The 19583-nt window shown below is 36.8% G+C and carries 13 protein-coding genes and 7 pseudogenes; 12 read left to right on the top strand and 8 right to left on the bottom strand.

Annotation, left to right across the window (positions count from 1 at the left end; translation table 11 throughout):
• Window positions 1-621: 621 nt before the first annotated feature.
• Both BTN50_RS09825 and BTN50_RS09820 read right to left on the bottom strand, forming a co-directional pair.
• Window positions 622-774: a hypothetical protein gene (locus BTN50_RS09825; protein ID WP_161492869.1), complete on the bottom strand. Its 153-nt coding sequence runs from the start codon at window positions 772-774 to the stop codon at window positions 622-624.
• On the bottom strand, window positions 767-907 hold the full coding sequence (locus tag BTN50_RS09820; RefSeq protein WP_161492868.1) for a hypothetical protein: 141 nt from the start codon (window positions 905-907) through the stop codon (window positions 767-769). The genes BTN50_RS09825 and BTN50_RS09820 overlap by 8 nt, the downstream gene beginning before the upstream one ends.
• A 248-nt stretch (window positions 908-1155) precedes the next feature.
• On the opposite strand from BTN50_RS09820, the pseudogene BTN50_RS00400 reads away from it, so the two are divergent.
• The 7 genes and pseudogenes from BTN50_RS00400 to BTN50_RS00375 form a co-directional block, all read left to right on the top strand.
• Window positions 1156-1671, top strand: a pseudogene (locus tag BTN50_RS00400) (IS5/IS1182 family transposase); the annotation flags it as partial.
• Window positions 1672-1954: 283 nt separating this feature from the next.
• Window positions 1955-2149 carry a hypothetical protein gene (locus tag BTN50_RS00395; protein WP_096618620.1) on the top strand — a complete coding sequence of 65 codons (195 nt, stop codon included), beginning with the start codon at window positions 1955-1957 and terminating at the stop codon, window positions 2147-2149.
• 160 nt (window positions 2150-2309) lie between these two features.
• Window positions 2310-2931, top strand: a pseudogene (locus BTN50_RS10590) (transposase); the annotation flags it as partial.
• Window positions 2932-3056: 125 nt separating this feature from the next.
• Window positions 3057-3551 carry a tRNA adenosine(34) deaminase TadA gene (gene tadA, locus BTN50_RS00390; protein WP_096618619.1) on the top strand — a complete coding sequence of 165 codons (495 nt, stop codon included), beginning with the start codon at window positions 3057-3059 and terminating at the stop codon, window positions 3549-3551.
• A gap of 533 nt (window positions 3552-4084) precedes the next feature.
• Window positions 4085-4963 (top strand): annotated as a pseudogene (locus BTN50_RS00385) (IS5 family transposase).
• Between the two features lie 781 nt (window positions 4964-5744).
• Window positions 5745-6397 (top strand): annotated as a pseudogene (locus tag BTN50_RS10335) (hypothetical protein).
• Between the two features lie 506 nt (window positions 6398-6903).
• Window positions 6904-7086, top strand: a complete 183-nt coding sequence (locus BTN50_RS00375; protein WP_096618618.1) for a DUF3545 family protein — start codon at window positions 6904-6906, stop codon at window positions 7084-7086.
• 236 nt (window positions 7087-7322) lie between these two features.
• Here the strand turns inward: BTN50_RS00375 and BTN50_RS11865 are convergent.
• A pseudogene (locus BTN50_RS11865) lies at window positions 7323-7421 on the bottom strand (IS5/IS1182 family transposase); the annotation flags it as partial.
• Window positions 7422-7871: 450 nt separating this feature from the next.
• Here BTN50_RS11865 and BTN50_RS11860 point away from each other — a divergent pair.
• Both BTN50_RS11860 and ygfZ read left to right on the top strand, forming a co-directional pair.
• Window positions 7872-8048, top strand: coding sequence for a hypothetical protein (locus BTN50_RS11860; protein ID WP_394336753.1), 177 nt, complete (start codon window positions 7872-7874; stop codon window positions 8046-8048).
• A 605-nt stretch (window positions 8049-8653) separates the two neighbouring features.
• The gene (ygfZ, locus tag BTN50_RS00365) at window positions 8654-9631 is read left to right on the top strand and encodes a tRNA-modifying protein YgfZ (protein ID WP_096618617.1); all 978 of its coding nucleotides are present in this window, start codon (window positions 8654-8656) and stop codon (window positions 9629-9631) included.
• Between the two features lie 69 nt (window positions 9632-9700).
• On the opposite strand, the pseudogene BTN50_RS00360 reads toward ygfZ, so the two are convergent.
• The 4 genes and pseudogenes from BTN50_RS00360 to xseB form a co-directional block, all read right to left on the bottom strand.
• Window positions 9701-10568: pseudogene (locus BTN50_RS00360) on the bottom strand (IS5 family transposase).
• Between the two features lie 169 nt (window positions 10569-10737).
• Window positions 10738-12603: a 1-deoxy-D-xylulose-5-phosphate synthase gene (gene dxs / locus BTN50_RS00355; RefSeq protein ID WP_096618616.1), complete on the bottom strand. Its 1866-nt coding sequence runs from the start codon at window positions 12601-12603 to the stop codon at window positions 10738-10740.
• Window positions 12604-13647: 1044 nt separating this feature from the next.
• Window positions 13648-14547 carry a (2E,6E)-farnesyl diphosphate synthase gene (ispA, locus tag BTN50_RS00350; protein ID WP_096618615.1) on the bottom strand — a complete coding sequence of 300 codons (900 nt, stop codon included), beginning with the start codon at window positions 14545-14547 and terminating at the stop codon, window positions 13648-13650.
• Window positions 14540-14785, bottom strand: coding sequence for an exodeoxyribonuclease VII small subunit (gene xseB, locus BTN50_RS00345; RefSeq protein ID WP_096618614.1), 246 nt, complete (start codon window positions 14783-14785; stop codon window positions 14540-14542). Before xseB ends, ispA begins: the two co-directional genes overlap by 8 nt.
• Window positions 14786-14993: 208 nt before the next feature.
• On the opposite strand from xseB, the gene pomA reads away from it, so the two are divergent.
• The 3 genes from pomA (at window position 14994) to thiI (ending at window position 18243) form a co-directional block, all read left to right on the top strand.
• Window positions 14994-15755, top strand: coding sequence for a flagellar motor protein PomA (gene pomA / locus BTN50_RS00340; protein ID WP_096618613.1), 762 nt, complete (start codon window positions 14994-14996; stop codon window positions 15753-15755).
• 55 nt (window positions 15756-15810) lie between these two features.
• Window positions 15811-16695 (top strand): flagellar motor protein MotB, encoded by an 885-nt coding sequence (locus BTN50_RS00335; RefSeq protein ID WP_235610999.1) that lies wholly within the window; start codon window positions 15811-15813, stop codon window positions 16693-16695.
• Window positions 16696-16797: 102 nt separating this feature from the next.
• Entirely contained in the window at window positions 16798-18243 is a 1446-nt protein-coding gene (gene thiI, locus BTN50_RS00330) for a tRNA uracil 4-sulfurtransferase ThiI (RefSeq protein ID WP_096618612.1), read from the top strand.
• A gap of 471 nt (window positions 18244-18714) precedes the next feature.
• Here the strand turns inward: thiI and BTN50_RS00325 are convergent.
• A pseudogene (locus BTN50_RS00325) lies at window positions 18715-19526 on the bottom strand (IS5 family transposase).
• Window positions 19527-19583: the final 57 nt, after the last annotated feature.

Below are 19583 nucleotides of genomic sequence, written 5' to 3'. Positions count from 1 at the left end.
AGACAACTTATCAATATGTGTAAATGAATGTATAATATAAAGATGCTGCTTATATGACTCTATGTCATACAGTGAGTTTAGTTAAAAACTATATATATATCACAAACAAAATCACATTAATTGTATTTATCAGGCTAATTAAGCTATTGTATTTAAATAATTTAAACGGATGCTTTTAGTTAAATTATTTAAATAATAATAAAGAAAATATTTTAAAAAAAGTTATTATATGTAATAAAATAATACATATTGTAATAATATTTTCAATATAATTTAACCTTATACCAGTAAGCTAAAAGTAAGTCTATACTCTTACTTATTGAAAGTATTTAATTTATTAAAAATGTAGAATCGTTGTCTAGTTTTTTAAGGTGAATTTGAACCTTATAACTATGAGTAATTGATCGCCAAATTACGCGGATAACCTCATTTCCAAAAAGTTGCTTCTTTTCTTGGTGGGATGAGTGAAACCGATCGTTTAATACGTACTAATTTGTAACATTATCTGGTGTCGTAAGCACTATCGCATGATTTTTCACTACTCCTTCAGCGGGTCTATTCAAGCAAGTTAAACCGCTCTTTACTGAGCAGCATTAATTTCATGTGTATTCATATCTACCTCTAAATATCACATGCGTCAGATTCGTCATTTTCCATTAGTACCATGTTTTTTACTTTCCATTCACCTTTACCATAGATTTTTAGCTCCGTAGCGACTTTGTTTCCTAGCTTAAATTCAGGTAACAAATCCCCACATAATTCACTATTAGACAATAGTTTTCGTATTAGACATACTTAATCTTGTCAGCTTATTTAACACTTCTATCATGCCGCCGGTTTCACTAATCTGAGTTATGTGATTCATTAGACTTAAGATCCCTACTAATAGTTTTTTAACTTGAACCATTACTATCTCTGCCATCGAACGTTTCTAGTAACTCGTTTTATTTCCTAAATTATGGAACTAAATTTTCAACTAGCACCTTGAACAACTAGGCTCACTCAAATATTCGGGTCTATGAGCAATCTTCGCTACAAAACAACTAACTGGAGGCAGTATAATCAATCGTAACTAACTAACATTTTGGATTGATTAAAAAGCTATTCAGCTATGGAATCAAACTAAGCATTATAATAATGAGAGACCTCATTGATTTATCTATTGATGCTACAGAGCTCAAAGCCTGTGGCGAAGGAAAATGTACAGTAAAAAAGCATGGCACTGATGGGAAATAACGAGTCTGGCATACATTACATTTAGCGGTCGGTATAAGTAAGCATGAAATCATTGCTGCTGAGTTACATACATCAAATGTAACTGACGGCGATACTTGCTATATCAGATAAATGTACAAAACCGTTCGTATGAAACGAGCAGTTTCACTCATACCACCAAAATAAGAAGTAACTTTTGAGGAACGAGATCATCCGTGTAATTTAGCGGTCAGTTCCCAGAAGTAATACAGTTCCAATCAGCATTGCAAAACGAGATATGGTTACTATAAATGTTGCCGATCAGAGACGACAATATTTATAGTCAAAAAACTACTTAGCGGGACATTGAGCTTAAGGAATTATAATGCTCAGATTAGCGAAATCTACGCCATGATAAAAGAGTTACATAAGTTAACCAAGCTACATATGCTTAAAATAAAAGCACTCGTTTCATAGTTAATCATGTTAAAATGTGCTATCTAAACTCAAGTTACGAAATAAAACAGTGTAGAGCATGAGCCTGCATCTTTAATAAACTAAAGATTTTCAATGATTACTGGTATAAATACAAAAATAAAGATATAATAAACATACTTAATCTAGAAAGATCATTTGTATAAATACATATTACTATCATAATTTGCTTATTTCAATTAAAATCATTCCATAAATGATAGACACTTCCTTTCAAATCAATCTTACTTAAAATAACTTCTCAACGTTGCAATCAAGAGAGTATATGCAAAAGACAAAACCTTCCAACCGGACAGATTGGCTCATTTTTTTTCGCAGAGCTAAAACAGTCGATACGCTAGACGTAATGCTAGATGCCGCACTTAAAAAGCTGAATACACCTAGCAAGCAAGCTGATGCAATACTCGGTCACGAGGCGAGATTCGACGAAATTGAAAATTTTAGAAAAAATTTTCGATGAAGAGAAAGAGAATACCCAATAACAATAGCTAAATTAACGTGTTCATGTAATCATATAGCTTTGTTTTTTGATTCCAATTCAGATAGCAAACACCAGCATGATTCACTATAAAACAATCGCTTACGTGTTAGGCATAAACTTTGTTTCAAACTTTGCTTAACTGCAGTTGTCATGCCCTTACTTTTCATGCATTAATAAGCGAGCCAAAACGGCTAACGTCACATTCGAGACGAAAAATAAAGGTAACATTCCACACTTAGCCATTTATTTTACAGGGCTCAAAGTCTACGATGAATTTGATGCAAGTTATACCTTGGGATAGATATAAATACGTATGGAATCATTGCTGCTGAGTTAAGCACATCAAATGTGACTGACAGTGAAGTGCTACCTAACTTACTCAAACAGACCCGCGAGGAAATCAATGAAATATCAGCCGATGGCGCCTACGACACCGGACAACGTTACGAAACCGTTCGTATTAAACGAGCGGTTTCACTCATCTCACCAAGAAAGGAACAATTTTTTGAAAACGAGTTTACCCGCGTAATTTAGCGGTCAGTTATAAGAAGTTATACAGCTCAAGTAAGCATTGAAAAATAAGGTATAATTATTATAAACGTTCCCTATTCAAGGCGGCAATATTTTGAATCAAAAAACTAATCAAAAAGACGGTGAGCTTACGAGATCATAATGCTCAGATTAGTCTAACTTACGCCATGATACAAGCATTAAATAAGCTGACAAGATTAGGCACACCTAAAACAAATGCGGTTGTTTAATCATTAATCATATTTAAATGTACTATCTGCATTTGAATGAAGAAACAGAGCTCTTTTTTGACATATGCTACAGTGAGATACTTAGCATCATACCGAGTGATTACATGCCTGCTATGGAAAACAACATGACACAAATCGAAATAGACTACCAATTCATGCAACGAGCAATCGAGCTTGCTGGCAATGCAGGAGTGGAGGGAGAAGTGCCAGTAGGTGCCGTTATCGTTCTTCATAACATCGTAATTGGCGAAGGTTGGAACCGTTTAATTGGTCAGCATGATGCAACGGCACATGCGGAAATGATAGCATTACGTCACGCGGGGAGAACGCTTGAAAATTACCGTTTGTTAGATGCCGTATTGTATGTCACGCTAGAACCGTGTCCAATGTGTGCATGCGCTATGGTACACAGTCGTATTAAAAAAGTAGTCTACGGAACACCTGATACAAAAACGGGGGCAGCAGGGAGTATCATGAACTTGTTTAATTATGAAGGTGTTAACCACCATGTCGCTTTTCAAGGTGGAGTGATGAAAAAAGAATGTCGTGAACAGATTCAAGCTTTTTTCCGTCGTCGTCGTGCAGAAAAAATAGAAAAGAAGCATATAAAACTACCCTAGCCACGGAATCATCATGTAATACTTTGGTGAAGAAAGAGCTTGATTAAACATGCGTTCAATCATCAGCATCCAAGTATACAAAGTCTGCCCATGTATTCACTTATTCTCGGTATGATTATTGCGGCTACCTCTGCTATTAAATTTTTTTGCCAGCAAATAAGTACCTAGCAAAGATACAAAATGAACAATGGTTGAGATCTGCACCACTATTGAACCTTCCAGTTTGAGTATAATGAAAGTTAAAACGCATATTATTGTACTGACTATGAATCATAATAATATTCACGCTTTAGGATCAAGTGACTTTGTTTCCTAATTCGAGTTCAAAGAGCAAACTCCAGCATAATTCACTATTAAACAATCACTTTCGTTTTAGGCATATCTAGTCCTGTCAGCTTATTTGACGCTTTTATCATGCCGTAGATTTCATTAATCTGAACTGTGTGCTCCCTTAGGGCTGTGTTTCCTAAAGCAAGGAACTAAATTATCAGTCTACTCTTTAAACAGCTAAACTAACTTAAATATTCAGGTTTATGGATAAACTTTGCTACAAAACAACTAACTACAAGCAGTATAATCAAGCTTTAATCAATCGTAGCTAACTAACATTCTGAATTGATAAAGAAGCTATTCAGCTATGAAATCAAATTAAGCTAGGTAATCATCAAAAATTTCGGCTTTTCAACAATTTAACCATAACGACAGCCCAACGGTTAAATGCGTATTCTCCATGCCATGAAGAAGTCATCAAGAATTCATTAATTTTATTTTTAAACTGACTCAACTACTATTGTCATGCCCTCACTATTCACGTCTTAACAAGCGAGCCAAAAGAGTTAGCGTCGAGTTCAAAACAAAGACTAAAGTAACCATCCAGCACTTAACCATTGATGCTACTAAACTCAAAGTTTACGATGAAAGCGAATGGAAAGTAAAAAAATTGTACTAATGGGAAACAGCGAGTCTGACGCAAGTTACATTTAGCGATAGATATAAATACGTCTGAAATCATTGTTACTAAGTTAAGTGCATCAAATGTGACTTGACGACCCAATACTACCTAACTTGCTCCAGTAAACTCGTTAAAAAATTAATGTAACATTAGTCGGTGATGCTTGCCACACCAGACCATGTTATAAGAACGTTCCGATTAAATGAGAAGTTTCACTTATGCAACGAAGAAAAACCATTTTTGGGGAACGCAATCATCCGCGTAATTTAACGATAAGTCGCCAGAAATGATACGGTTCTAATCAGCATTGGAAAACGAAATATGGCTACCATAAACGCTCCTTAATTCCCTGCCAAAGACGGCAATATTTCAAGTTAAGAAACTACTGGGAGAGACATTGAGCTAAGGATTACAATATCAAATTAGTGAAGTCTACACCATTATAAAAACGTTAAATTAGCTAACAGAACTAAGTATGTCTAAAATAAAAGCATTCTTCTTATAGTAAATCATATTAAAATTTGCTATCTGAGCTCAAATTAAGAAATAAAGATGATTAGCACTGCAGAATCGAGTGCGTGCTACTAGCACAAAATTAATCTATTTCATGGAATTTTAGAGCTAAATTCGGGTGATTAAAAAGTGACCTATAAATTATTAATGGGATATTAAAATAGAATCATTTTATTTTTATTTACTTAAACAAGCTTTATTCAACTTTGAATTGTATCTCTCATTCGGAAATTTATCAAATAACGTTCTACTTTAGCATGTTGAATTAAAAATATATTGATTATAGAGATTACTATCAGACTCATTTTTGGCAGAGGTTACCCACAAATTTTGTGGATAACTATATTCTTCACATTATTTATTCCAAAATATTAGTCTTATTTTCTTTATGAAAATAAAGAACCGTATCTACAGTAAATTGTACATATGATTAGCCTCTTTTAAAGTGGATGCGTCATCAGTGAATTTAAACTTTGTTTCCTAATTTAAATTCAGATATTGAATCTCAACATAATTCCCTATTAGACGAGAACTTTCGTGTTAGACATACCTATCCCTGTCAGTTTATTTAATGCTTTTATCGTGACGTAAGTTGCATTAATTTAGGCATTATAATCACTTAAACCTAATTTCCCTCCGAAGGGTTTTTTTATTCAAAGCGATTTTATTTACTAAATCAGGGAACTAAACTGCCAAATAACTAATAGGAACCGTATAATGAAGCTTTAATTAATCGGGGTTTACTAACCTTCTTAATTGATGAAGAAGCTATTTAGCTATGGAATAAAACTAAGCAGGGTAATCATGGGAGACTTCCTTTATTTAGCGGCTTAGTCATTACTACGGCCTTCAAAGTCTAAGGTGAAGGACAATGGAAAATAACAAAGCATGGTACTGATGGGAAACTGCGAGCCTGGCGCAAGTTACATTTAGTAGTAGATATCAATACGCATGAAATCATTCCTGCTGGGTTAAGTGCATTAAATATGACTGCCGGTGAAGTGCTACCTAACTTGTTCAAATTGGCCTCGCGAAAAATTAATAAAATATCAGGCAATGGCGGTTATGAAACCGTTCGCATTAAATGAGCGGTTCCAATCATCCCATCAAGGAAGGAAGCAGTTTTTGGAGAGTTCGGTCACTCATGTAATTTAGTGGTCAGTTACCAAAAATTAGAAGGTTCAAACCAGCATTGAAAAATGATGCATAGCTATTATAAACGTTCCATAGCAGAGACGGCAACGGTTCGAGTCCAAAACTACTCAGAGAAGCGTTGAACCTAAGGGATTGCAATGCCTACATTGGTTAAACCGAAGCTATGATAAAAGCGTTACATAAGCTAATCGAGCTAAGTATGCCTAAAACAAAAGTGAGCACCTAATAGTTCATTATACTGAAATTCATTATCTGCATTCAAATTAGGAAACAGAGCCTATTAAATAAGTTGATTATGATTTAACGCTAATCCTCAAAATAAACGGTAGCCACAATAACTATTCATAAAAGTAGACACATTACACTAGGTACAATAATACTATGAATTCATAATTCCTCCATTTGCTTGAAATGACTCAAGATAGAAACAATCTGATATTTCAAATCAACTTAAATGCATGATAAAGTCATTAGTATATTCATTGATCGTATGCATAATTTTCAGATCATCATCAACTTATTGAATACATGACCTCAATTACCATTGTTCTTTACGTATAGTAAAAAATACATAAGACTATACCACTGTATGCATTTCGTATAAACCTTTAGAAGAGGTGATTTACACATTCCAAAAACTTCACTTAAATGCAATAAATGGGTAACACTTCAATTTTATTTTATCAAAAGGCTGGTATTTAAAGAATAACCGCTAGGAAAATGAGGTGAATCATGAATCGCTTTATCTTTTATGAAATCTTTGAAAAAGAACAACCACAACGCGGCAGACGGACGAAGCAAGCAAAGCTTAAATGGAGAGAAATAGAAGCACTAAAAGATCGACAGCGTCTTCGTAAAGAACTACAAGATATCAATATGCTGGGTAACTTACAAGATGATGATTTTGATTTATAGTTTATCATAGTAAGCTCCGGATAAATTTATAGGCATAATGAAATATGCATGATAAGTAATAAAAAATAACGCGGTACAAGTGCCATTTTTATTATTCTTAATGAAGTACAAATTATTTGTCTTAAGTTACATTCAAATAGAAGGTTCCAATATAATCAATGATTAGATGCTTGCTTTATTTTAGGAATACCTAGCCCTATCAGCTTATGTAACACTTTGATCATGGCGCAGGGTTAGCTAATCGGAGCATTATGCTCTCTTAAGATCAATGTCCCTCCAAATAAATTTTTGACTCTAAACATTGCCGCCCCTGATAGGGAACGTTTATGGTAATTGGTTTTATTCTCTAAATAAGGAAACTAAATTTTCAAGTAATACTCTAAACAGTTAGAATCACTTAGATATTCAGGTCTATAAATAATTTTTGCTATCAAATAATGAACTGAAAACAGTATAATCAAGCTTTAATCAATAGTGGTTCACTAATATTTTGAATTCATAAAGAAGCTATTTAGCTATAGAATCAAATTAAGCAAAGTAATCATGGGAGATCTAGATCATTTAGTGACTTAGCATTAATTCTACGGAACTCAAAGTCTACGGTGCAGGAAAATGAAAAATAAAAAAGCATGGCACTGATGGGGAGCGGCGAGCCTGGTGTAAGTTATATTTAGCGGTAGATATAAATACGCATGAAATCATTACTACTGAGTTAGGTGCATCAAATGTGACTAACGGTGAAGTGTTACCTAATTTATCCAAGCAGCAGACCCGCTGAAAAATGAATGAAATATCAGCCGAGAGTGGTTACGATACCAGACAATATTATAAAACCGTTCGTATTAAACGAGCGGTTCCGCTCATCCCACCAAAAAAAACAATTTTTTGTAAACAAGAGCATTCATATAATTTTGCGGTCAGTCACCAGAAATTATACAGTTCAAATTAATCGTAGAAAATGAGGCATGGTCACCATAAATATTCTCTATCAAAGACGGTAATATTTAGAGTCACACGCTTCTAAAAGGTACATTGCGTTTAAAAAATCATAATGCTCAGATTAGAGAAGCGTGCCCCATGATAAAAGCGTTAAATAAGCTTACAAAATTAAGTATATCTAACACGAAAACAATTGCCTAATAATCAATCATGTGGCAATTTACTGTTTGAACTCGAATGAGGAAAGAAAGTCCGTTTAACCATGAGAGCCCTCGTAATTGCTAAGTTGCTTAATAAGCAAAGTGTTTCATGATTACTCTGCCTAGTTTAATTCCATAGTTGAATGGCTTTTTTATTAATCCAAAATGTTGAAAGCCATGATTAATTATATAGCGTTCAGTTAGTTGTTTTGTGACTAAGCTCAACCATAGACCTGAATACTTCAGTGCATCTTGCTACTTAGCAGAGTGGGTTAATAATTTAGTTCGCTAATTTAAAAATAAAGTTAGTTTTTGACGTCTCAAACCAATAATAAGATTCAGTACATTATAGATAGAGTATGTAAAATGCTGACTTTCTTTCATTAGAGCATTATCATGGTGATCTAAATATTTACAAGAAAAATACTATGACTAACTGGTATCAAACACACGATTTCTCCCGATTACCATTGTTTTCGAATAGCATTTTACCAGCATTATCGGTAATTGCCCTCGACAACACCACACTTATTACCGTCAAAGGTGATGATGCTATTAGTTACCTGCAAGGTCAGCTCACGTGTGACTTAGTGTCGTTGAACAGACACTTCTCAACTCTTGCTGCGCATTGTGATGCAAAAGGTAAAGTGTGGTCAGTACTACGCCTTTTTCATCATCTTGAATGCATTGCTTACACTCAACCAACTGCCATCGCTGAAAAACAACTGATCGAACTTAAAAAATACGCTATTTTTTCAAAAATAAATTTTGAGATCAGTACCCTAATATTACTTGGCATCGCTGGTGCAAAAGCAGATGATACGATGCTGTCCCGTGACATAGGAAACAATAATGTATGCGCTACCCAAACAGGTACAGCCGTTCGCATCGAACCTAATCGTTGGTTACTTGCCATGGAGACCTTTGAAGCGGATAGCTTACTGAATGAATTGACTGAAAGAGCTACATTAAGTGATTCATCACTGTGGAATTTACTCGAACTACGCGCTGCAATCCCTTCACTTACGTATGATACAACCAATAAATTTATACCGCAATCACTAAATCTCCAAGCACTTAACGCGATTAATTTCAAAAAAGGTTGTTATATAGGTCAAGAAACTGTGGCTCGAGCTAAATACCGTGGCGTAAATAATCGAGCAACTTATCTAATGCAAGGTTACACTGATACATTACTAGAAGCTGGTGATGTAATGGAACGCCGCGTGGGTAAGAGCTGGCGTCCTGGAGGCATAATTTTATCAGGTTATCCATTTGATGATGGGCAAGCATTGGCTCTGGTTGTTATATCAAACAACTTAGGCGATGATACAGAGTTCCGTCTTGCTAATACGACAGCGATTTGGCAAAAGCTACCACTGCCTTACAGCTTAGAAGATGCCTAAATATATCTAGTATGTATGGCTTTGTTTCCTAATTTGAGTCCAGTTAGCAAATCTTAATATGGTTCACTATTAGACAATTGCTTTCACTTTTGACATATCTATCCCTGTCAGCTTGTTTGACGCTTTTATCATGGTATAGGTTTCGCTAATCTAAGCATTATGATCCCTTAGGCTCAATGTCCCTACAAGCAGTTTTTTAACTCGACCATTGCTGTCTATAATAAGGAGCATTTATAGTAGCCATACCTCATGTTCCAATCTAATTTGAACTGCATAACTTCTGGTAATTGACCGCTAAATTACGCAGATGATCGCGGTTCCAAAAAGTTGCTTCTTTTCTTGGTGGGATGAGTGGAACCGTGCGTTACATACGAATAATTTTGTAATATTATCTTGTGTCGTCAGCACTATCACCTGATATTACATTAATTCTGTGGTGGGCCTATTTAAGTAAGTTATGCAACGCTTAACCGTCAGTTACATTTGATTCACTTAACTCAAGAGTAATAATTTCATGCGCCTTTATGTCTACTTCTACATGTAACTTGCGCAAGATTCGTAGTTTCCCATTAGTACCATGCTTTTTTTACTTTCCATTCTCCTTCACCGTAGACTTGGAGCCCTGCAGAATCAATGGCTAAGTGCTCAATGATTGCTTTATTCTTCGTTTTAAACACGACGTTAACTATTTTAGCTCGCTTGCTAACACATGAATAGTCAGCGCATTACAATGGTCATTAAGCAAGTTTAAAAATAAATTAATAAAATCTTGTAGACCTCTCAATAGCATTGAGAATACGCGTTTAACCATGGGAGGCTATCGTAATATGACTAAGTTACTAAATAAACGACGTCTCCCATAATTACCCTACTTAGTTTGATTCCATAGTTGAGTAGTTGTTTCATTAATCAAAAACATTAGTGAGCCACTATTGATTAAAGCTTAATTATACGACTTCCAGTGAGTTGTTTTGTAGCAAAGTTGATTCAGTGAACTAAACGTTTCAGTGATCCTAGCTGTTTAGAGCGCAGATTGATAATTCAGTTCGCTGATTTAGGGAAAAAGGTCCTAAGAACAGCCTATTGCATAGGTGACTATTCTGACATTAGTCTGCAAGGTAGCGCCTAATCTGTGCCTCTATGCCTTTGCTATCAATCTCTAATTCTTCATGTAATTCTTGCTGCGTACCTTGATGGATAAACTTATCCGGCAGACCAATCTGAAGGACTGGTTTAATTTGACGTGATTTCATCAAATATTCAATAACACCAGACCCTGCACCACCTGCAATAGCATTTTCTTCAACTGTGACTATTGCATCATGCGTTGCAACTAACTCGTCGATCAATGCTTCATCCAATGGCTTAACAAAACGCATGTCTGCCACAGTCGCGTTAATATTTTTTGCGGCTTCAAGTACATAGGTTAACATAGTACCAAAACTTAGGATTGCAATGCTTTCACCTTGACGACGAATAATGCCTTTGCCAATAATAAGTGTTATCATTTTTTGTTGAACTTCAGCGCCACAGCCCGTACCTCGAGGGTACCGGACGGCTGATGGACCTTGGTACTTGTGACCAGTATAGAGCATTTGACGACATTCATTTTCATCGCTTGGTGCCATGATCACCATGTTTGGAATACAACGCATGAAGCTTAAATCAAATGCCCCTTGATGGGTTTGACCGTCAGCACCTACCAAACCACCGCGATCAATCGCAAACATTACGTGTAAATCCATGATGGCAACATCATGGATCAATTGGTCATAGCCACGTTGTAGGAAGGTCGAATAAATTGCGACAATAGGATTATACCCGCCAATTGCCATACCTGCCCCTAAGGTGACTGCATGCTGTTCTGCGATCGCGACGTCAAAATAACGATCTGGATATTCTTTGGAAAAACGAACCATACCAGAGCCTTCGCGCATGGCTGGTGTAATGGCGAGTAGTTTTTTATCCTCTGCTGCCATGTCACACAACCAATCGCCAAAAATTTTGGAGAAAGTTGGACCCGAAGTTTTAGTTTTTGGGAGTTTGTTATCTGCTGGGTTAAATTTAGGCACGGAATGATAGCCTATAGGATCTTTTTCCGCAGGCTCATAGCCTTTACCTTTTTTTGTCATAACATGCAGAAATTGTGGACCATTAAGATTACGTATGTTCTTAAGCGTTTTGGCTAATTCTTCTACATCATGACCATTAACAGGTCCTATGTAGTTAAAACCTAGCTCTTCGAATAAGGTCCCAGGAACAACCATGCCTTTCAGATGCTCTTCTACACGACGGACTAATTCTTTAATTGGTGGGGCGCCCGAAAGAACTTTTTTTCCGCCTTCACGAATGGAAGTATAAAAATTACCCGACAATAACTGTGCTAGATGATTGTTTAAAGCACCGACGTTTTCGGAAATAGACATTTCATTATCATTGAGGACAACCAACATGTCTGAGTGCACATCACCAGCGTGGTTCATTGCTTCAAACGCCATGCCTGCAGTAATGGCACCATCACCAATAACACTCACAACTTTACGCTCACGACCTTCTTTTTCAGCAACAATTGCGAGCCCAAGTGTAGCACTGATAGACGTGGAACTGTGACCAATAGACAAAACGTCGTATTCACTTTCTTCACGCCAAGGGAAGGGGTGCAATCCTCCTTTCTGGCGGATGGAAGACAAGCGTTCACGGCGTCCTGTCAAAATTTTATGAGGATAAGCCTGGTGTCCAACATCCCATACTAAATGATCAAAAGGTGTATTGTAGACATAATGCAGCGCTACAGTTAGCTCTACTGCTCCTAAACCCGAGGCAAAATGTCCGCTAGAATCGCTAACAGAGTTGAGGAGGTATGTGCGTAGCTCTGCACATAATGTCGGTAATGTGTCCCGCGGGAGTCTTCGCAGTTCATCGGGAGTATTTGCCAGTGCGAGCGTTGGGTATTTTGCGATATCGAGCGTCATATACTCAATCAACTTGAAAATCCAGGTTTGGGCACCTGAAACTTATTATTTATTCGGGAGATCAAAAAGTTTAGAATCTTTATAAGAGTCACAATGAAAAATTACTCAATAGCTTTTGGGAAATAAAGCTAACTTTTAAAGTACTCTTTATTTCCTGATTCTTCATGTTCCACTTTCCATGGCCACTCTATCAAAGTTAAATTTGGTCTGTAAGGAAACAAATAGTGAAATTCCATATTGAGAACAGCTGACACATCTGTGACGAAGTCACTTCAATAACATCCCGATCCACCGAGAATAGCATAGCACTGATGAGCTAATACGTCATTCTCTCTCAATTTGAAAAAAACAGGCAATATTTATACTGTTTATTATCTCATACTCTCTAACCACAGTGCCCGCAATATCACGAAAATTTATGGTGCCAATGATATTCAGACAACTACGGTTACCAGCCGTTTCGAGAACATTATAATGCCTTTTGCATAATCATCTATGGCATCAACGAATAACATGAATTCATCTTTAGTACAAAGAGACTTCCATGCCTTATAATTAAGAATATAATTTTTTTATTTTTCGATATTAAATGTGTATGAGGCCACTTGTGCATCCATGCTACCGTGTATTCTCCCCAAACAGTTCATTAACAGGCAATCATTTAATAAGCATAATAGCACATTAACGTGCTGAAGTACTTAATAGTGGGTATTGGCTCAATGATAGATAGCTGTTTACGCCACCATTTTTAAATTTCAGTTTTTCAAATTCTTCGTAGTCTTTGAGGAAACATAAAACTAATTTTTTTATGGCTAGGTAGAACCTTAGAAATAATGGCTTCTTCCAACCTTAGAATCTGAAAAATACCACTTTTATACGGTCCCGTGCTTGACCATTACACATCATATCATGTTGGATTTTTAGTTTGTATTTTTTACTATTGATTAAAAAATTTATACAGTTGATAGCATGAGCCTAAATAATTAATAAATCCAGCACCTTCAATGATTATGAGTATATATTCGCTTGGCACGACTTATTTTTTTAGTTATTACGCTCGATGATATACTTGGCGAATAGTTCCAATTGTTGTGTATTATAGGGAATTGCATCAAGCGCGTGTATTGATTCTTTATAGAGAAGCTCTGCTTTCTCTTTTGCTCCTTCAATACCGAACAATGCGGGATAGGTACTTTTATTCGCCTCAATATCGGAACCTTGTGGTTTTCCAAGTGTTTTTGTATCGCTTGTAATATCGATAATATCATCTTGCACCTGAAAAGCGAGACCTATTGCTTCAGAAAATTTATCGAACTGCTGTAGACATCTAACTCCTTTCCCCCCCGCGGCATAAGCACCCAGTCTAACTGCGCATCTTATTAGTGCACCAGTTTTGTGTCGATGAATGGTTTCTAGTGCTTGAAGGTCTATGTGTTTGCCTTTTGCCGCAAGATCAAGTGCTTGTCCTAAGCACATACCTGCTGCACCAGATGCAAATGCAAGTTCCCTTATCATGTGAATACGATACGCATTACCTTGGTCACAAAGCTCACCTTCAGCAAGAATGGTGAAGGCTAGGGTTTGAAGTGCATCACCTGCAAGCACCGCATTCGCCTCATCGAATGCAACGTGACAAGTCGGTTGCCCTCGACGTAAGTTGTCGTCATCCATTGCTGGCAAATCATCGTGAATAAGCGCATAAGCATGCATGCATTCGACAGCTGCAGCTGGTGTATCTAGTGCTTCATCAGATAAGCCTAAAAGTTGGCCTGTTACATAAGTGAGATAAGGCCGTATGCGCTTTCCCCCAAGTAAAGAGCCATGTTTCATGGCTTGAATTAAAGGCTGATCTTTATGACCGAGCGAATCCATCCAGTGCTCAAGTTGCACAATGCTACGTTGTTTATATTGACGAAGAGCAATTTGCAGTGTAGAGCTATTCATCGCAAGTATCTTCGAACTGTTCTAACGGCGCATTATCATTTTTAGCCAAAAGAATTGCGATGCGTTGTTCAGCATCTGTTAAGGTCTTCTGCCCTTGCCGAGCTAGTGATATACCTCGTTCAAATTGTTTTAGTGCTGAGTTTAGAGAGAGTTCCCCATTTTCAAGGGCATTAATAATACTATCCAACTCTTTGAGTGTTTCCTCAAAGGTTATATTTTCTAACTTTTTAACTGCCATGATCATTCTACATTAGAAATAATTATGGAAAAGTTAACCCAGCACCTGATGAGGGTCAAACCCTTAAATGGAATTATGTATATTTAATTTTTTATAAATTTCATTGAACCGTTAAAATTATTATCGTTACTGCCGCTAAACATAGTAGTTATTAAGATAGTTAGATAATTCGCGGGTTAATCTGGCTACATATAAAGGGAATCTAGCTGTGGATCTTGCGACATTAGTGGGGATTTTGGGCGCATTTGCTTTCATTATTATGGCGATGATGTTGGGTGGAACCCTTAGTATGTTCGCGGATGTGCCGTCTGCGCTGATCGTATTTGGTGGTAGTATGTCTGTTGTAATGATGAAATACACTATGGTGCAATTTTTTGGTGCATTTAAAATTGCAAGCAAGGCCTTCATGTTTAAGACTGATGATCCTGAAGATTTGATTGCGACAGTAGTTGAAATGGCTGATGCAGCACGTAAAGGTGGTTTTTTAGCATTAGAAGAGATGGAAGTGACCAACTCTTTCATGAAAAAAGGCGTAGATATGCTAGTGGATGGTCATGACGCCGAAGTTATAAAAATAACTCTTCAAAAAGACATCACAATGACCGATGAACGACATGATAACGGTGCGCAGTTTTACAGTGCTATTGCTGATGTTGCTCCCGCAATGGGAATGATAGGTACACTAGTTGGTCTGGTTGCAATGCTTTCAAACATGGATGATCCAAAAGCAATCGGTCCTGCAATGGCAGTTGCACTTTTAACAACTCTCTATGGTGCCATGCTTGCTAATATAGTGGCCATTCCGATCGCAGACAAACTTCGCATGCGTAAAGACCAAGAAAAATTGAATCGGCATCTCATTATGGATGGCCTTCTTTCCATTCAGGATGGTCAAAATCCACGTGTTATCGATGGTTACCTAAAAAACTACCTCAATGAAAAAAAACGTGTCATTGATGTAAATGCATAAGGGACCTGAGGTGAAAGAAGAATGCCAATGTCCCCCTCCTGGCCTTCCTGCTTGGATGAGTACGTTCGCAGACTTAATGTCACTATTAATGTGCTTTTTCGTACTCCTACTCTCTTTTTCAGAAATGGATGTACTTAAGTTCAGGCAAATTGCTGGCTCCATGAAGTTTGCGTTTGGTGTGCAAAATGTATTAGAAGTAAAACATATTCCAAAAGGTACAAGCGTTATTGCACAAGAGTTTCGCCCAGGACGACCTGAACCTACTCCGATTGAAGTGATTATGCAACATACTATTAACATAACACAGCGTTCATTGAATTTTCAAGACGGAGAATCGAATCGTGCAGGTGGATCAAAACGTAAATTTACAAAATTAGAGGGCGGCTCAACTACAAATGAAGTCTCATTGCAGGAACATACGAAAAACGTAGAACCGATGTCAAACATAACACCATTAGTAGTACAAGCTCTTGAACGAGAAATAGAAGAAGGTATAATTGAGGTTGAAAACTTAGGTCAGCAACTCATTATTCGCATTCGAGAGCAAGGTGCATACCCTGCAGGCTCTGCTTTCCTTCAACCTAAATTCCGTCCTTTAGTTCGTCAAATCGCTAATTTAGTTAAAGATGTTCCCGGTGAAATTAGGGTTTCCGGTCATACGGATAATTCGCCACTTGATTCAGAGTTGTACCGATCTAATTGGGATTTATCCGCCCAACGTGCGGTGTCAGTTGCACAAGAAATGGAACAGGTGACTGGATTTGATCCTATGCGAATGCGTGTAGAGGGTCTAGCTGGTTCAATGCCTCGCGTGTCGAATGATTCTGTAGAAAATAAAGCCCTTAACCGTCGAGTGGAGATTTCAGTAATGCAAGGTAAAGCTAAAGAGTCAGATGCATTGTCTGCAGGCGCGCCTGTTCAGCCTATTCAAAAAAATTAGCGTTAGTGGTAAAACTACTGTTTCGTTCGTGTTGGGTCATATCGAATACGTTATGCTTAATGTATAATTCACGCCTTTATCGTAGTTTTAGCGAAACCTATTATGAAATTTATTGTAAAAATTCACCCAGAAGTAATGGTTAAAAGTGAATCTGTACGGAAGCGCTTCACGAAAATTTTAAACAATAACATCCGAAATATTCTTAAAAAAAAATCAGATTCTATGGCTGTATTCAACCGGCGTGATCACATCGAAATTATCCTAAAAAACGATTTTGAGCGCAAAATTGCACTGGAAGTGCTTACCCAAACTCCTGGTATTCATCATGTGCTAGAAGTTGAACAGACACCGTTTACAAATTTACACAATATCTATGAAATTGTGTCTGCGACGGTGTGTGATCAGCTTGAAGGCAAATCATTCTGCGTCCGAGCTAAGCGCCGTGGTAATCACGAATTTACGTCTATTGATGTAGAGCGCTACGTAGGTGATCACTTAAACCAATATGTCAAATCTGCACGAGTACAATTGAAAAATCCTGACATAACGGTTCGCTTGGAAGTTGATAAAGAAAATGTGAACGTTATTAGAGAACGTTTTAAAGGCTTGGGTGGTTTTCCATTAGGAACTCAAGAAGATGTATTGAGCTTAATTTCTGGTGGTTTTGATTCAGGTGTTTCAAGCTACCTGCACATTAAACGTGGTAGTAAGGTACATTATTGTTTTTTCAATCTTGGTGGTGCGATTCATGAAATAGGTGTTCAACAAACGGCTTACTACCTTTGGAAAAAATTTGGTTCTTCTGCCAAAGTAAAGTTCGTATCTATTGATTTTAAACCTGTTGTAGTTGAGCTTCTAGAAAACGTCGAGGATGGTCAAATAGGTGTCGTACTTAAACGCATGTTTATTCGTGCAGCATCTCAAGTTGCAAAAAGGTACGATATTCAAGCATTAGTCACAGGCGAAGCACTAGGACAGGTTTCAAGCCAAACACTCACTAACTTGCGTATGATTGACAACGTGTCAGATACACTAATTCTTCGTCCCCTGATCAATTGGGACAAAGAAGATATCATTAATTTAGCGCGTAATATAGGTACGGAAGATTTTGCTAAAACCATGCCTGAATATTGTGGCGTAATTTCTCGTAAGCCAACCATCAAAGCTGAAAAAGCGAAGTTAAACATAGAAGAAGCTAAGTTTAACTTTGATGTGTTAAACAAAGCTATTTACAATGCGCGTATTATCGATATTCGTGACATTGCAAAGCTAAGCACTGAGAAAGCACCAGAAGTCGAGCTAATCAAAGACATCCCAGTTAATGCGGTGATTTTGGATATTCGTAGTCCTGAAAAAGACAATAGCACATTAAAAATCGATGGTGTGGAAGTAGCGCATATTCCATTTTTTAAATTAGCAACAAAATTTAGTAATTTAGATCAAAATAAAACATATTTACTTTACTGTGATCATGGTATTATGAGTCGTTTACAAGCAATGTATATGCAAGAAAATGGTTTTAACAACGTTAAAGTATATAGACCATAGGGTTTTATACTTTATGATTTATAAAAATCAGTCATATACTCATTGGTTTGCTCCTTGCGTAATGTATAAGCTTTTTCTGAATACTAATTGTAGCTGCTGTTAATTTTGAGTAGAGCCTTCAAATTACAGCAATACGTTCATCCTCGCATATATGAAGTATCGCTTTTAGACGAGGTACTTATTCACTTTGTAGATGAATCCCATTTCCTGCATATTAAAAGGATGCTTAGTTGCACAGTGTTGTTAAAATGTTTAAAACTACAAACAAACCTCATTAATAATAATGTTTAACACTCAAGTTCGAGCTGAATTACGGATACCAACATCGTTTGTAGTAAACTCAATAATATTTTCTTGATAGAGAAAGATATGGACCTGATGAGTAAAGGGATCACTCTCGATTAATTTACTGGAAAAACCAGTGTTATTTCTTAATTTGAGTTCAAATAAAAATTTTAACATGATTAACGATTAAACAATCACTTTTATTTTAGGCATACCTAACCAGGTCAACTTATTGAACGTTTTTATCATAGCGTAAATTTCACAAATCTGAGCATTATGATCTCTTAAGCTCAATGTTCTTTTTAATAGTTTTTAAACTCGAAATATTGCCGTCTCTGATAAGGAACGTGTATGGTAACCATACCTCTTTTCCAATGTTGCTTGGAATCGTATAACTTCTAGTAATTCATCTCGAATCTTGATGGTATGAGTGAAACCGTTCGTTTAATACGAATGGTTTCATAACATTGGCTGGTGCCGTAAGTACCATTGACTTATACTTCATTGATTTTGCAGCGTGGCTGTTTAAATAATTTAGGTAACACTTCACCGTCAGTCACATTTGATACACTTAACTCAGCTGCAACGACTCCATGCATATTTGTATCTACTGTACTTGCGCCAGACTCGCCGTTTTCTATCAGTACCATGCTTTTTTACTTTCCATTCTCCTTCACCGTGGACTTTTAGTCCCGTAGCATCAATAGCTGGGTGCTTCCTTTATTCTTCGTCTTGAACGTGGCATCAACCGTTTTGGTTCGCTTGTTAATGCATGAATAGTAGGAGCATGACAATGGCAGTTGAGCAAGTTTGAAAGCAGAATGAGGAATCCTCGCAAACTGCCCCATGGCATTACAAAATACGCATTTAACCATGAGAGCCGTCATAGTGGCTAAGTCGCTAAATAAACGAGGTCTCCCATGATTACTCTGCTTAGTTTGATTCCATAGCTAAATATCTTCTTCATTAACCTAGAATGTGAGTGAACCACAGTTGATTAAAGCTTGATTATACTACTCCCAGTTAGTTATTTTGTAACGGAAACTATTCATAAC

Source organism: Candidatus Enterovibrio altilux (genome assembly GCF_002381345.1).
GTDB lineage: Bacteria > Pseudomonadota > Gammaproteobacteria > Enterobacterales > Vibrionaceae > Enterovibrio > Enterovibrio altilux.
The sequence above is the reverse complement of the archived record's forward strand: the minus strand, read 5'-3'. Positions and strand labels throughout refer to the sequence as shown.